Raw genomic sequence first — 14268 nt, forward strand, 5'->3', positions numbered from 1 at the left:
ATGCCCAGAAGGAAGACCATTGAAGGACCAGTTGCGTTATGCCGTCCTGGGCCCGGTCAGGGCATGGCGGGGTGCGGACGAGGTCGACCTGGGACCGCCCCAGCAGCGGGCGGTGCTGGCCGCGCTCCTGCTGGCCGACGGTGCCCAGGTGTCGGCCGGCGAACTGATCGACGCGGTGTGGGGTACGCGGACGCCCGCTTCCGCGCTGGGCACGTTGCGCACCTACGTGCACCGGCTGCGCAGGGCACTGGACCCCGCCGGGGAGGGCGCGTCCTCCACGATCCAGTCCGTGGGGCGCGGTTACCAGCTCCGTATGCCACCGGACGGACTCGACCTCGGGATCTTCCAGGAGCTGCTCAACCGGACGGAGCGCGCCCTCGACGCGGGGAGCCCGAAGGAGGCGGCCGGGCACGCACGTGCGGCCCTGGCGCTGTGGCAGGGATCCGCCCTGTCGGGAGTCCGCGGCGCGTACGCGGACTCCCAGCGGCACAGGCTCGGTGAACAACGGCTGTCCGGCGAGGCGATGCTCATGAGGGCCGAGATCGACCTCGGTTCGCACGTGCAGGCGGTCGGCAAGCTGACCGGGCTCGTGAGCGAGCACCCGCTCGACGAGCGGTTCCGGGAGATGCTGATGCTCGCCCTCTACCGGTCGGGACGGCAGGCTGCGGCCCTGGCCACCTACCGCGAGGGACAGGAACTGCTGGCGGAGGAGCTCGGCGTCGACCCCGGCCCGGGCCTCCAGCGGATGTTCCAGCGCGTGCTGCGTGCGGACGGCGACCTCGTCGCCCCGGTGGCCCAGGCCCGTACGGACCGGACCTGTACGGAGCAGGCCCGTACGGAGCAGGTGGACACCGCCCGCGGGCAGGTGCCCCCCGCGGCGGCGACGCCCGCCCAATTGCCTGCGGGCCCGGCGCCGTTCGTCGGCCGGGAGGCCGAACTGTCCGTCGCGACGGGCCTGCCGGCGGAGAGCGGGGCGGCGGTGAGCGTCGTCACCGGCATGGCGGGTGTCGGGAAGACGGCATTCGCCGTCCACTGGGCCCGGCAGGTCGCCGACGGCTTCCCCGACGGGCAGATCTTCCTCAATCTGCGGGGCTTCGACCACGCGGGTCCTCCGCTCGGCCCGGAACAGGCCCTGCGCACGGTGCTGGACGCCCTGGGCGCCAGCGTCGGGAGCGAGCCGCAGGACGTCGACGCGCTGGCGGCCCTGCACCGGACCTGGCTCGCCGGGAAGCGCGTGCTGCTGCTCCTGGACAACGCGCGCGACGCCGCCCAGGTCCGGCCCCTGCTGCCGGGGGCGCCCGGATGCCTGGTGATCGTGACCAGCCGCGACCAGATGGCCGGCCTGGTGGCCGTCGACGGTGCCCGGCCGATCCCCCTGGACGTGCTGTCGGCGTCGGAGGGACACAGCCTCCTGACGCGTCGTCTCGGAGGTACCAGGACGGCGGCCGAGCCCGAGGCGGTCGCGGACATCGTCGCGATGTGCTGCCGGCTGCCGCTGGCGCTGGCGATCACCGCCGGCCGCGCGGTGACCCGCCCGGCCATGCCGCTGTCGGTCATCGCGGCGGAACTGCACGACAGCGCCGGTGACCTCGACGCCTTCCGCAGCGGCGACGCCGCGGCCGACGTCCGCGCCGCCTTCGCCTGCTCCTACCGGGCGCTCGGCACCGATGCCGCACGGCTGTTCCGGATGCTCGCGCTCCATCCGGGCCCCGACATCGGGCCGGGTGCCGCGGCGAGCCTCGGCGGGTTCTCCATGGCGCACACGCGCCGGTTGCTGGACGAACTGCTCCAGGCCCATCTCGTGGACGAGCGCTGCCCCGGCCGGTTCGCCTCGCACGACCTGTTGGGCGCGTACGCCTCCGAACTGCTCGACTCGACGGAGACGGAGGACGAGCAGGACGCGGGACGCCGCAGGCTGCTGGACCACTACCTGCACAGCGCCGGCCACGCGAGGCGGCTCTTCACCTCCGGCCGGGACGACATCGGCATACCCCCGGCGGCGCCGGGCGCGTACGTCGAGGAGTTCGCCCGCGGGGGCGGCGGCGAAGCGGCACGACGATGGTTCGACGCCGAGCACGCCGCGCTGGTCGCCTGCGTCGGCCTGGCCTCCGACCGGTCCTTCGACACGCACGCGTGGCGACTCGCCTGGGCCGTCAGGCCCTACCTGGACCGCCGGTTCGGATGGCACGAGATAGAGGTGACCCACCGGGCGGCCCTGGGCGCGACGCGCCGCCTGGGCGACCTGCTCGCCGAGGCGCACACCCTCCTGGGGCTCGCCCGGGCGACGGCGACGCTCGGTCGCATGGAGGAGGCCCGTGGGCACATGGCCCGCTCGGTGGAGCTGTTCGTCAGGACCGGGGACGCCGCCACCGCCGGGAACGCCTACCGCCAGGCCGGATGGCTGGCCGAGCGCCTGGGCGACGTACGCGGCGCGCTGGATTACGCCTCACAGGCACTGGAGTTGAGCCGGGCGAGCGGCGACGCCGTGACGACGGCACGCTCGCTCAACGCGGTCGGCTGGTACCACGCCCTGCTCGGACAGTACGACCAGGCCCTGGTCCACTGCCGGGAGGCCGTGCCCCTGCACGACGCGGTCGGTGACGTGTGCGGCTCGGCGGACACCCACGACAGCATCGGCTACGCCCATCATCAACTGGGCCGGCACGAGCAGGCCGTGTCCGCCTACCGGGAGGCCCTCGCCCGCTACCGCGCGATCGGCGTCCTGTACGGCAGTGCCGACACCCTCGGCCGGCTCGGCGACACCTACCTGAGCATGGGCCGGCCGGCGGACGCGCGGGACGCCTGGTGCGACGCCCTGGACGTCTTCGACGCGATGGGCCACGGGCGGGGCGACGACATCCGGACCAGGATCAAGGAGCTGGACGGGGGCGGTTAGGTCCTGCCTCCCGGCCGCCCCCCGGAGCCGCGCCGGGTCGCCCGTGAACGGGTCGTCAACGAGACGTCCATGGAACGTGGATGCCCGCGCGGTTGCCTGTCGGTGGCACGGCATCGCCCCGTGGGGGCGGTGCGCCCCCGCGTGCCGTGTGCACCTGCTCGTACGAACACAGCAAGGGAAGAAGCAATGTCGCGTTCCTACGCATCGCTCGGCATGGCCGCCGCGCTCGGAGGTGTCCTGCTGCTCGCCGGATGCGGTGACCCCGACGGCGGATCCGCGTCCCAGGCTCCCGCCGCGCCCGCCGCCGCCTCGCAGGACGCCGGATCCGGCGGCGCCGCGAACGGCGGTACCGGGAACGGCGGTACCGGGAACGGCGGTACCGGGAACGGCGGTACCGGTAACGGCGCCTCCGGCGGTCAGGGGTCCGGGTCGACCAACCCGTCCGGGGGCTACTGGCCCGCCACCGTGCAGCTCGGCCACAACGACGGTCTCGGCAGCACCGTGGTGGACGGTGAGGGCAGGACGCTCTACCGCTTCGACCCGGACTCCGCCCATCCCTCGAAGGCGACCTGCGTCGACGCCTGCGCGGTCACCTGGCCGCCCGTCCTCGTCAACGACGAGATCACCTTCAAGGGGCTGGACAGCACCACGATCTCCGCGGTCACCAGGCCCGACGGCACGCATCAGCTGACCATCGGGGGCTGGCCGGTCTACAAGTTCTCCAAGGACACGGCGGCCGGGGACACCAAGGGCGAGGGCGTCGGCGGCACCTGGTTCGCCGTCGCCCCCGACGGCACGAAGGCCAAGGACAGAAAGGACTGACGGCCCGGTCGGGCGCCGGGCCGGACCCCCACCGGCCCGGCGCCCGGAACGCGTGGGACAGGACGGTGACGACGATGGCGGCACACGCGACAGGCACAACAGGTAAGGCAGGAAGGGCAGGGAGGGCGGCCGAGGCGATCACCCGGCGGCCAGGGCCCCACCTCACGCAGGGCGCACGCGCCGGCACCCCGGGAGCCCACCGGTGATCCACGAGGTTGACGAGGCACTGCGGCGCCTGCTGTCCGCGCGGGCGCTGCCGGGCGGGGCCGCGGACATCGTCTTCGACGCTCCCACCCGCGCCTGGGCGACCCGGCGCGAGGCTCCCACCGTGAACGCGCACCTCTACGACGTGCGGGAGGAGACGGCCGCTCGGGAGCACGGTACGGCGGCACTGCGCGATCCCGCCGGCACGTTCACCGCGCATCGGCGACCGCCCCGCTGGTTCCGGCTGTCGTACCTGCTCACGGCGTGGGCCGACCGCGCCGAGGACGAGCACCGGCTCCTCTCCGCGGTCCTGTCCTGCCTGCTCCCCCACGAGTCACTGCCGGCCGGGTACCTCGAAGGAGCCCTGGCGGACCTCGGCCTGACCGTTCCCCTCGTGATCGGGACCCGGCAGGACGAGCCCCGATCCGGCGCGGACACCCGGTCCGCCCTCGGCGGGGAGCTCAAGCCCTCGCTGGAGGTCGTGGTGACCATGCCGGTGGCGGTCCACACGGACCACACGGTGCCGCGGCAGGTCCTGGAGCCGAGGGTGGCGATGGTGCACGACTTCCCCCGGCGGCCGTGAAAGGCGGGGACTCCAGGTGCCCCGGCCCGGCGACGCGGGACGCCGTCCGGCCGGGCCGCACCGGTCGTCACGCCTGCTGCGGGGCCGAGATCATGGTCAGCTGCTCCTCGGTGCGGAAGCCCGCCGAGGCGTACACGGATTCGCCCATGCTGCTCGCGTAGAGGTACGCGGTGGTGGCACCGGCGGCGTGGCCCGCGCGCACGATCTCCATGGTGACGGCCCTCCCGTAGCCGCGGCGCCGGTACTCCGGGAGCGTGGAGATGTTGAAGATCCCCGTCAGACCACCGGCCACGGCTCCCAGCCCCGTCCCCACCGGAACGCCATCCACCTCGGCCAGGTAGCAGGTGAAGCCCTCGATGCGGGCGATGCCCGGATCGGCGAACATGCTGAAGAACGCGTACGGTGCTTCGAAGCCCTCCGCCATCACCTTGGCGTACAGGCCGAGTTCGCCGCCGTCCAGCGCGCGGACGGTCAGGGACCAGTCGACGGGCTCCGGCGGCATTCCCTCGGCTGCATTCCTGATCATGAGCGGTGTGCGGTCGAACCGGGTCAGCCCGTGCCGCGCCGCCACCTCGGTGACCTCGGCTGCGGGTACCCCGCGCACGTAGATGCTCCAGGGGACGTCCCACGGCTCGGAGGCCGCCAGCGCGGCTATCTCTTCCGCACTCGGTTCCAGCGCCGGGGCGAGGATGCCGTTCAGCGAGGCGACCGGCGCCCCGGTGACGGCCAGCAGGGCGCCGCCCGCACCCCTGCGGGTGCGTCCGGTGGCCACGCCGGCCAGTCCCTCCACGACGTCGGTGTAGGCGGATGCGACCGGCGCGAGCGGGTCCTGGACTCGGGTCATGACGGACCGACCTTTCTCTGGTCTCTCAAGTACGCGGCCGGAGTGGCCCCGTAGAACGATTTGAAGTGCCTGATGAAGTGACTGGCGTCCGAGAAGTGCCAACGCGCCGCGATCTCCGACATCCCGGCCGCGCCGCCCACGTTCATGAGCTCGTCGTGCGCCCTCTGCAACCGCCTCCGCCGGGCGAACGCCATGACGGAGTCGTCCGACGCCGAGAAGCACCGGTGCAGCGTCCGCAGGGACACCCCGACGCTCCGGGCGACCATCGGAGGGGACAGGTCACCGCTCTCCAGGTGCTTCTCTATGACGTTCTTGGCGGCGACCACGACGGCCCCGGGGTGGTCGTCCAGCCGCGGGCCGGGGCGCTCCGAGATGATCCGGGAGAACAGCGTGGCCAGGGCGTCCCTGGCCATCCGCTGCGCGGCGACCGAACCCTCCAGTTCACCGCTGCTCCTCTTGATCGTTTCAAGGAAGTTGACGAAGAACCGGACCTCGGGGACGTCGACGTCCGACACGTACGCGTCGCTGAGCGCCTTGAGCGATCCGAGGTGCGGAACGACGAGGTGCCGCGGGATCGATATGACGTGCGCGGTCGTCGCCGGCGAGCAGGAGAACTCCCAGGAGGACTTGGTGTCGCGAATGCAGATCTGCCCGGGCTTGACCGCATGCCTTTTCCTCCCGCCCAGGAACTCGATCCAGCCCGAGGTCACCAGATCGGCCACGATCGGATCCCGGTCGTGGTTGTTGCCCGATACCCCGGTCAGCGAATCGCAGTACACCTGGGCGGACAGCAGGCCGTCGATGAGGTGCCCGTTCGCGGCGAATCGAAAACCGCGGTAAACGGCGGGACGAGGAACGGCAAGGCGTATGAGGTGTGAGAACGGGCCCCGCTCCCATTGCGAGAAATGGCGCTCGGAAACTTGTGCCTGTTCGGCCGTGAGGCTCATTCTCTCCCGGTAGTTTATCGCGCTGTCGTGAACCGGCCATGGATTCACCGAGCCCGCCGTCCGCTGACCTTCCACCCGTATCCTCCCGCGATCGCCCCGTCACCCGCCACACAACGCGTTGAGCGATCGACGTAAAACCTGCATTGATGTTGTTCACCCCTGATCGGCCGCCCGGTCGGCACACCCCCACACAAGGGGATGTCGAGCACGTCAGCCGATTCCCGACGATGAGGACGCCGCAGCCGGGCGCCCGTACCCAAGAGGGCCACAGCGCGCTCCGGCACCCTTGACAAGGTTGTCACCGAGACGGGCCTCATTGCCCGCGAGGTCGTTCACGACCGGGTGCGCCCGGCGCCAGGAGTGCACGTCAGCCGACGGCAACACCGCACAGCGGGGGCGGGCACAGCTCGTACGACACGCCACGGGCGCGTCGACGGCTGCTCGTCGGCATTATTTCCGACGGCACCGCTCATCGAATAGTACGACCGTGCCAGATCGCCCCCCGCGTGGAACGTGGGACCGGCACTCCGCTTCCATGCGTCACGGCCCCGGACCGCCGGGGGGATCCGGCCACCGGCCCGGTGGCCGGATCCCCCGGGACGCGCGGGTCAGCGGGCGGGCCGGACCGGGCCGACCTTCAGGCCGCCCGCGCCCCGGCCGCTGCACTGCGAGGCCTTCCACGCCACGTTGATCTGGTCCTTCGAACCGGGCGGGAACACGCCGAGGTAGTTGACGCTCCGCAGCGCGCACACGTCGTCGGAGTACCCGGCCTGCCCGTTCGGCGCCTGCGCGTCGACGACGGCGCGGGCGTCCGGGTCCAGGGTCACCGTGGCGACCGGCGTCCCCGTGGTGCGTTCCGCGGCAGTTCCCACCTGCCCGCCGTCACGCCCGTGGAAGGACACCCCGGGGAAGCCCGTGAGCGTGCACGCCGTCCTGCCCGTGTTCCGGAAGACCAGCTGGAAATGCGTCGTGCCGGCGCCGGAGTCCTTGTCCCCGATGGAAACCGAGAGCTGCGCGGACGCGCACCGCTGCGCTCCGCCCTCACGCCCCGAGCCGGAATCGGCGACGGAATCCTGTCCCGCGGAACGGTCGGGCGACCCGGCCCCGGAATCCCGGCCCTCCCCGTCCGAACCGCCGTCGCCCGAATTCCCGCGGGCCGGTGACGCGATCCCGGAGGGCGCCGCCGCGGAGGACGGGGACGAGCCGGCTCCGGAAGCGTCCTTCGTATCCGGTCCGCACGCCGTCACGGCGAAACCGGCCACGACCAGAGCGAGAACGGGAACGGCACGGCGGGCAGTCGAAACCTGCATCGGAATAACCCCAATTTCTTGACGCCGGCGAGGCCTTTCCCCGCCATGTCCCTCACTCTGACCGCTCACCCGGCACCGGACCAGGCACGCAGGGGCCCTGTGACGACCCCATCCGTGATCGGTTACCGACCGATGACACCGGAGAAATTCCCGGCACCTAAATAGATGCACGTGCATTCAGCCGGTGCTGTCGGCGCGCGGGACATAGATCCGCCGGCCGGCGCTTCCACGGCACCTTCTTGACATCCACCGCGTATCCGTTCCGTCGTTTTCGTTCGTGCTGCGCTGTCGCTCCCCTCAGTCAATCCGGTGGGCGTTCACGCCTCGTCGACTGCGCGTTGACGAATCGTCCTTCGGCGGTTGACGCGGGTGCCGACCGGGCGTCCCGGCACGCCCGAATGGAAGATCCGCGCCCCGCGATGGAAGGGATGTGCCGATATCGCGGGGGCGTTGGCCATCGCCTCTGACGCTTTGTCATGCTGATCTCCCCGCCGCCCCCTGAACCTCGCGCATCGCCGTGCGGCGCGGGCCCTGGTGCATCAACCACCGTCCGAGGTCGAAGGAGACCGCACACCGTGAACCATCCGTGTGTGTCGTTCCATCAGGTGCGCGTCGCCATGGCCGTGCTGAGCCTCGCGCTGTTCGCCCAGACGGCGATCTGGCTCGTGCACGACGTCGTCGTGCGCGGCCTGCCGGGGGCATGGGCGCTGTGGACGGCCGGTGACGCGCCCGGCCTGTCGGCGACGTCCTCACTGGACCTCGGCCTGGCGGCGCTGCAACTGGGCGCCGGACTGGCGACGTTCCATCAGACCCGGGGCGCCGGCGGTCTGCTGGTGACCGCGTGCGCGGTGACGCTCGGCTTCAGGCTGCCCGCGGTCTGGTACTTCCTGCTCGACTCGCCCTCCGACCCGTGGTTCGGCACGCTCACGGGTGCCTCGGTGAGCGCCGTCGGCGGCACCGCCGCGGTCGCCGTGGTGCTGGCCCTCGCCCTCGGCGCGCTCCTGGTCCTGGCGCGGCAGATGGAGTACGGGGCCGCCGCGGACGCGGTCTCCGGCAGCGGGATCCGCCCGGTGAAGGTCACGGCCACGACCTCCGGCCTGCTGCTGGCGGTGCTCAACGTCTTCTACATCGGCCGGAACGCGGTGACGGCCTTCGAGGTCGGGCCCGGCACGCTCGGCGAGCTGCTCGTCGGCAAGGGCACAGGGCGGGCGGTCCTCGGCGTTTCCGCCCCCTACCAGTGGGCCTGCCTGACGGTGCTCTGCGGGGCCGGCATGTTCCTCGCCGCCCGGCGCCGCCCCGTCGCGACCGGCTTCTCCGTGGGTCTGTCGCTGTTCATGATGCCGTCGGCGCTCACGGAGTTGTGGGCGCACGCGGCGGGCACGGTGCCGCAGTCCCTCGTGGACACGTCCCAGAGCCTGCTGGAGTTCGTGGGTTCCGCGGCTGTCGTCGCCCTCGTCGCCGGGGACGTCCGCCGTGACCGCCGGCCGCACCTGCGCACCCTCGCGGACGCCGCCCCCTCGGTACCGGCCGGGGCCGCCGAAGCCGGCGACCCCGCACAGCGCGACGCCGGCTCGGAGCCCGTCGGGGCCTGAGCGCGCCGGGGTCGCGGTTCAGACGATCCGACTCCCCCCGGCGGCAGTGGACACGACGTCGGTGTCCGATGGACGCCCGCCGCGGGGGACGCGTCCCGGGCGCCTAGCCGTCGAGGCGGAGTCCGGCGACCGCGTTGTCGAAGACCGCCCGGTAGGAGCCCCATCGGTCCGACGGAGCGGAGAGGTAGACCGTGAACTCCCGCTCCCCGGGCTGCCCGAAGCCGAGGTCGACGGCCCGGAAGTCCCGGGCCGTCCCCTTGAAGGTGAACTCCCATACGGCGGCGGGCCGCCCGCGCCAGCGGGTGCTCTGCATCCGCAGCCGCTCGTAGCCCTCCAGGTCGGGGACCATCTGCTCCTCGACGTCCTCGAAGTGCTGCAGCGGGCTGGGGCCCGCGAAGTCGAGCGCGGCGACCCGCAGGCCCACCAGCCCCGTCGGGTCGACGTAGACGAACTGCCGCCCGTCGTCGCTCACCTGGCGCTTCCAGCCGTCCGGCACGGGGACGGAGAAGCCGCGGTCCCGCTCCGCGACGAGGTGGTAGCCGTCCGGGACAGGGGGCGGTGTGTACGAGGGTGCCGGCGACGCGGAAGGGCCGGCCGCGGCGGAGGCGGAGGGCGTGCCCGGCGTGGTCACCGCGGGCGGGGACGAGGGCGAGGTCGCCGTGCCGTGGTCCCGGTCGCCGAAGTGCGGGACGGCGTACACGACCCCGCCGGCGAGGGCGGGCACCAGGGCGGCGGCGGTCCACAGCGGGGCGCGGCGGCGCCGGGGGCGCGGCAAGCGGACGGGGGCGGTCGTGGTGCCGCTGCTCCGGGGGCGCACGGCAGGGGCCGGCCCGATCGGGGATACGAGGCCGTCCCGCGACGCGTTCGCGGTCTCGGTCTCGGTCTCGGTGGCGCTCGCCCGCAGCATCCGCTCGGCGTCCGCCGCCGACAGACGCCGCTCCGGCTCCCGCACCAGCAACCCCGCGATGACCGGCCCCAACGGCCCCGCCAGACCCGCCACCGGCACCTCATCGGTGGCGATCGCGTACGCCGTCTCGATCGCCGTGTCCCGGCGGAACGGCGAACGCCCCTCCACCGCCTGGAACAACGTCGCCCCCAACGCCCACAGATCCGCCTCCGGACCCGGAGCACCACCGGTCAGCCGCTCCGGAGCCAGGAAATCGATCGAACCGATCAACTCACCCGTCCGCGTCAGCGTCGACGTCCCCGAAGCCTGCGCGATCCCGAAATCGGTCAGCACCACCCGCCCCGACTCCGACAACAGCACATTGCCCGGCTTCACATCCCGGTGCAGCACCCCCGCCGCATGCGCCGCACGCAGCGCCGCCACCATCCCCCGGCCGATCCGCGCCGCCTCCCCCGGCCCCACCGGACCCCGCTCCTTCAGCAGATCACCCAAGGTCGTCGACGGCACGTACTCCATCACGATCGTCGGCAGACCCTCGTCATCCACCACGTCGTGCACCACCACGACATTGGGATGACTGATCCGCGCCGCACTGCGCGCCTCCCGCCGGGTCCGCTCGAACAACGTCTCCAGCTCGTCGTCCTCCAGGTGGACCTGGGGGTGAAGGCGCTTGACCGCCACCGCACGGCCCAGCAGCTCGTCCATGGCCCGCCAGACCGTGCCCATGCCGCCACGGCCTATCCGCTCCACCAGCCGGTATCTCCCGGCCACCAGGCGTCCGAGCTCGGACATCGCGCGATTCTCCTTGGTCATCCGTTGACGGGTCTCCTCGGCCGGCCGGGCTCAGGACAGGGCGACGACCCGTGCCTGCGCCGGGCCCGCGTCGAAACGCAGGACGATGTCGTAGAGGTAGGTGTCGCCGGCCCGGGGCCCCAGGGCCGTCCGGGTCCCGGGGCGCAGCAGGCGGGAGACGGTCTCGTGCCGCTCGCCCGGGGCCGTGCCGCTGACGGTGACGAGCCGCAGGGCGGTACGGCCGGTGTTCTCGAGGGTGACGGTGCGGGTCCGCGGGCACGGAGTGGCCGCGGTGCCCGCGGACCCGCACCGGAAGCGCACGTCGCCGAAGTTCCCCAGCCCGCAGGAGACCTCGGTGGCGTAGTCGATGTCCGACGAGCAGACGGCGCCGACCCGCAGACCGGCCGGCGGGGCGGCCTCGACCGCCGCCCCGTGCGCGTCGGAACCCCGTGGCTGCACGACGGCGAACACGCCGAGTACGGCGGTGGCGAGTACGGCGGGTACGAGTGCTTTCCGCACCGGGTGCTCCAGGAGGCGGGCGACCCGCGGCGGGCGCCGCCGGACGGCGGATGCCTCCGGGCAGCGGGTCGCCGCGGGTGCTGCGGGATCAATGACGGATCGCGGATCGGGGGCCGCGTTGAGGACGACGGCGCTTTCCTTCGGAAAGGGCACCGGATTCACGGGATCCGCCCGCTATCCGCGGTCTCCCGTTCCGGCGTAGTGGCGCATGAAATGGGCTTCGGCGACGGCGAGGCGCCGCAGTTCGTCGACGGACACGCTCTCGTCCACGGCGTGGATCTGTGCCTCCGGTTCGCACAACCCGATCAGGAGGATCTCCGCCCGGGGGTAGAGGGAGGCGAGGGTGTTGCACAGGGGGATGCCGCCGCCGAGCCCCGCGATGTTCAGGTCGCGACCGCTGTAGGCCGTGCGCATGGCCTCGGCCATGGCCGTGTAGGCGGGGCTCGAGGTGTCGGCGAGGAACGGCTCGCCCTGGGCGACCTGCTCCACCGACACCCGCGCGCCCCACGGGGTGTGCTTCTCGATGTGGGCGGTCAGCAGCTCCGTGGCCTGCGCGGCGTCGACGCCCGGGGGGATGCGCAGGCTGACCGCCGCCCGCGCGCTCGCGTGGACGGAAGGGGTGGCGCCCACGACGGGGGGACAGTCGATGCCCATCACGCTGAGGGACGGCCGTGCCCAGAGACGGTCCGCGACGGAGCCGGTGCCGACGAGGTCCACCCCGTCCAGCACCCCGCCGTCCACGCGGAAATCGGCCTCGGGGTAGGCCAGTCCACGCCATGCGCCGTCGGTCTCCAGGCCCTCGACCCGGGGCGATCCGTCGTCGTCCACCAGCGAGCCGAGGATCTTCACGAGCGCGGTGAGCGCGTCGGGCGCGGCCCCGCCGAACTGGCCGGAGTGCAGGTTGCCGCGCAGGGTCTCGACGTCGATCCGGAGCATCGTGATGCCGCGCAGCGACGCGGTGACGGTCGGCGTCCCGAGGCGGAAGTTCCCGGCGTCACCGATGAGGATCACGTCGGCGTCGAGCAGTTCGGGGTGAGCCCGCGCGTACCGTTCCAGGCCGCCCGTCGCCTGCTCCTCGGAGCCCTCCACGATCACCTTGACGTTCAGCGGCACGCCGCCGTGCGCCTTGAGCGCGCGCAGGGCCAGGAGGTGCATGACCACGGCGCCCTTGCAGTCCGCGGTGCCGCGTCCGTACCACCGTCCGTCGCGTTCGGTCAGCTCGAACGGCGGGGTGTGCCAGGCCTGTTCGTCCGGGGCCGGCTGGACGTCGTAGTGCGCGTACAACAGGATCGTGGGAGCCCCCGCCGGCCCCGCGAGGTGACCGTGGACGGACTGGTGGCCGTCGGGCATGTCGAGGATGCGTACGTCGTCGAATCCTTCGTCCCGCAGGGCGCCGGCCACCCAGGCGGCGGCCTTGCGGCATTCCTCGGGGGGTGAGATGGCCGGGTCCGCGACCGACCTGAACGCGACGAGTTCCGTGAGCTCGTCCCGCGCTGCCGGGATCAGCGAGGCGACGGTGTCGGCGAGGGGATCGGTGGACAACGGGAACTCCTTGGCGTGCGGGGAAGGGAGCGCCGATCGCCGGAGGAGGGAAAACGCCTCACCGTCACGGGAATTCGACAACCCCCTCGACCTTAATCGCGTCGCGATGGACGGGAATAGAAGGTGAGTGCCATGTTCGGTGGCGCCGAATACCGGAGGAAAACACGCGGTCCGGCCGGAGACCTACGGAGGCGCTGGTGGCCGAACGCCGCCATCGAGGAGGGCCGGGGCCCGTCCTCGATGAGCGGCGTCCTGGCCGGCACCGCCTACCGTCTGCTGCCGGCCTGACGGCCCGGCCTCACTTCAGGTGCCGGCCGAAGAACCGGATCCCGTCCTCCAACTCGAAGAACGGGGTGCCGGTGTGCCCGCCCAGATTGGCGTGCAGCGTCTTCTCCTTGGTGCCGAAGGCGTCGAACAGGTCCAGGGCCCTGCGCCGGGGGTTCCCCTCGTCGTCCCACTGCAGCAGGAAGAGCAGCGGAATGGTGACCTGCCGGGCCTCCTCGCGCTGGGCGCGGGGCACGTAACCCCCGGCGAAGAAACCGGCGGCCGCGATGCGCGGCTCGGTCGCCGCCAGCCGGATCCCGACGGCGGTCCACCCCGAGTACCCGACCGGGCCGCCGATCTCGGGCAGCGGAAGGAGGGCGTCCAGGGTGGTCCGCCAGTCCGGGACCGCCTTTGCGACCAGCGGGCCGACGAGGGACTCGAAGATCTCATCGACCGGCTCGCCGGCCTGCATCGCCCGGCGGAGGTCGGCGCGGGCCTGCTCGTCGGCGGCGGAACGGGGCCGGTCACCGCACCCGGCGGCGTCGATGGAGGCCACCGCGTAGCCGGACGCCGCGGTGATCCGGGCGCGGGCCACCAGCCGGGCTTCCCCCTTGGGCAGGCCGTTGTTGTGGGCCATCAGGATCAGCGGGGCCGGTGCGGCGGATTCAGGCGTCCACAGGGTGCCGGGGATCTCGCCGAGGGTGAATTCGCGTTCGAGGACGCCGTCGTCGAGGCGCTGCTCGGAAGTGAATCGCATGGTCGTGCCTTTCGGGAGTGCGCTTGAACGGCGCTCCCGGACGACCTATCGCCCGACCGCGACCCCGGAGGGGAGCACCCATGTCGATACTGCGTTCACGGGTACCACCTCCTCGTTCTCTCGCACGGCCTCCGGAAAGGTAGCAGCGGTCGCCGTGGTCCGCCAACGGGTTTTTCACCCACGCCGGACCCGCACGGACCCGCCCGGCCCCGGGCGGTGCGGCTGGGAAGACCCGCGAGGGGGATCCGGACGAATCCGGATCCCCCTCGCGGGTGCCTTCGGGTGTCGA

Annotated in this window: 12 protein-coding genes; 5 read left to right on the forward strand and 7 right to left on the reverse strand. The window is 72.5% G+C overall.

Annotated elements, in window-relative coordinates:
- Window positions 1–19 precede the first annotated feature (19 nt).
- The 3 genes from OG937_14225 to OG937_14235 all read left to right on the forward strand — a co-directional run bounded on the left by OG937_14225 (window position 20) and on the right by OG937_14235 (window position 4505).
- Window positions 20–2896: a tetratricopeptide repeat protein gene (locus OG937_14225; protein WUD72774.1), complete on the forward strand. Its 2877-nt coding sequence runs from the start codon at window positions 20–22 to the stop codon at window positions 2894–2896.
- 186 nt (window positions 2897–3082) lie between these two features.
- The gene (locus OG937_14230) at window positions 3083–3718 is read left to right on the forward strand and encodes a hypothetical protein (GenBank protein WUD72775.1); all 636 of its coding nucleotides are present in this window, start codon (window positions 3083–3085) and stop codon (window positions 3716–3718) included.
- Between the two features lie 202 nt (window positions 3719–3920).
- On the forward strand, window positions 3921–4505 hold the full coding sequence (locus OG937_14235) for a DUF4255 domain-containing protein (GenBank protein WUD72776.1): 585 nt from the start codon (window positions 3921–3923) through the stop codon (window positions 4503–4505).
- A 67-nt stretch (window positions 4506–4572) separates the two neighbouring features.
- Here the strand turns inward: OG937_14235 and OG937_14240 are convergent, their stop codons facing one another.
- The 3 genes from OG937_14240 to OG937_14250 all read right to left on the reverse strand — a co-directional run bounded on the left by OG937_14240 (window position 4573) and on the right by OG937_14250 (window position 7606).
- Window positions 4573–5349, reverse strand: coding sequence for a GNAT family N-acetyltransferase (locus OG937_14240; GenBank protein WUD72777.1), 777 nt, complete (start codon window positions 5347–5349; stop codon window positions 4573–4575).
- Window positions 5346–6071: a helix-turn-helix domain-containing protein gene (locus OG937_14245; protein WUD72778.1), complete on the reverse strand. Its 726-nt coding sequence runs from the start codon at window positions 6069–6071 to the stop codon at window positions 5346–5348. Before OG937_14245 ends, OG937_14240 begins: the two co-directional genes overlap by 4 nt.
- A gap of 833 nt (window positions 6072–6904) precedes the next feature.
- Complete coding sequence (locus OG937_14250; protein ID WUD72779.1) at window positions 6905–7606, reverse strand: DUF4232 domain-containing protein; 702 nt, start codon at window positions 7604–7606, stop codon at window positions 6905–6907.
- A 590-nt stretch (window positions 7607–8196) separates the two neighbouring features.
- Between OG937_14250 and OG937_14255 the strand changes: the two genes are divergently transcribed.
- Complete coding sequence (locus OG937_14255) at window positions 8197–9198, forward strand: hypothetical protein (GenBank protein WUD72780.1); 1002 nt, start codon at window positions 8197–8199, stop codon at window positions 9196–9198.
- A 103-nt stretch (window positions 9199–9301) separates the two neighbouring features.
- Here the strand turns inward: OG937_14255 and OG937_14260 are convergent, their stop codons facing one another.
- From OG937_14260 to OG937_14270, 3 genes are all read right to left on the reverse strand, one after another.
- Entirely contained in the window at window positions 9302–10918 is a 1617-nt protein-coding gene (locus OG937_14260) for a serine/threonine protein kinase (protein WUD72781.1), read from the reverse strand.
- Between the two features lie 30 nt (window positions 10919–10948).
- Complete coding sequence (locus tag OG937_14265) at window positions 10949–11416, reverse strand: hypothetical protein (GenBank protein WUD72782.1); 468 nt, start codon at window positions 11414–11416, stop codon at window positions 10949–10951.
- 174 nt (window positions 11417–11590) lie between these two features.
- Entirely contained in the window at window positions 11591–12958 is a 1368-nt protein-coding gene (locus tag OG937_14270) for a dipeptidase (protein ID WUD72783.1), read from the reverse strand.
- Window positions 12959–13090: 132 nt separating this feature from the next.
- On the opposite strand from OG937_14270, the gene OG937_14275 reads away from it, so the two are divergent.
- Window positions 13091–13246, forward strand: coding sequence for a hypothetical protein (locus OG937_14275; protein WUD72784.1), 156 nt, complete (start codon window positions 13091–13093; stop codon window positions 13244–13246).
- 10 nt (window positions 13247–13256) lie between these two features.
- On the opposite strand, the gene OG937_14280 is transcribed toward OG937_14275, so the two are convergent.
- On the reverse strand, window positions 13257–13979 hold the full coding sequence (locus OG937_14280; GenBank protein WUD72785.1) for an alpha/beta hydrolase: 723 nt from the start codon (window positions 13977–13979) through the stop codon (window positions 13257–13259).
- Window positions 13980–14268 lie beyond the last annotated feature (289 nt).

The organism is Streptomyces sp. NBC_00510 (genome assembly GCA_036013505.1).
Lineage (GTDB): Bacteria > Actinomycetota > Actinomycetes > Streptomycetales > Streptomycetaceae > Actinacidiphila.

Excerpts from the sequence above, each read along its gene's own strand:
- OG937_14230 (WUD72775.1), top strand. The coding sequence starts at position 3,083 with ATGTCGCGTTCCTACGCATCGCTCGGCATGGCCGCCGCGCTCGGAGGT.
- OG937_14240 (WUD72777.1), bottom strand. The coding sequence starts at position 5,349 with ATGACCCGAGTCCAGGACCCGCTCGCGCCGGTCGCATCCGCCTACACC.
- OG937_14250 (WUD72779.1), bottom strand. The coding sequence starts at position 7,606 with ATGCAGGTTTCGACTGCCCGCCGTGCCGTTCCCGTTCTCGCTCTGGTC.
- OG937_14260 (WUD72781.1), bottom strand. The coding sequence starts at position 10,918 with ATGACCAAGGAGAATCGCGCGATGTCCGAGCTCGGACGCCTGGTGGCC.
- OG937_14275 (WUD72784.1), top strand. The coding sequence starts at position 13,091 with ATGTTCGGTGGCGCCGAATACCGGAGGAAAACACGCGGTCCGGCCGGA.
- OG937_14280 (WUD72785.1), bottom strand. The coding sequence starts at position 13,979 with ATGCGATTCACTTCCGAGCAGCGCCTCGACGACGGCGTCCTCGAACGC.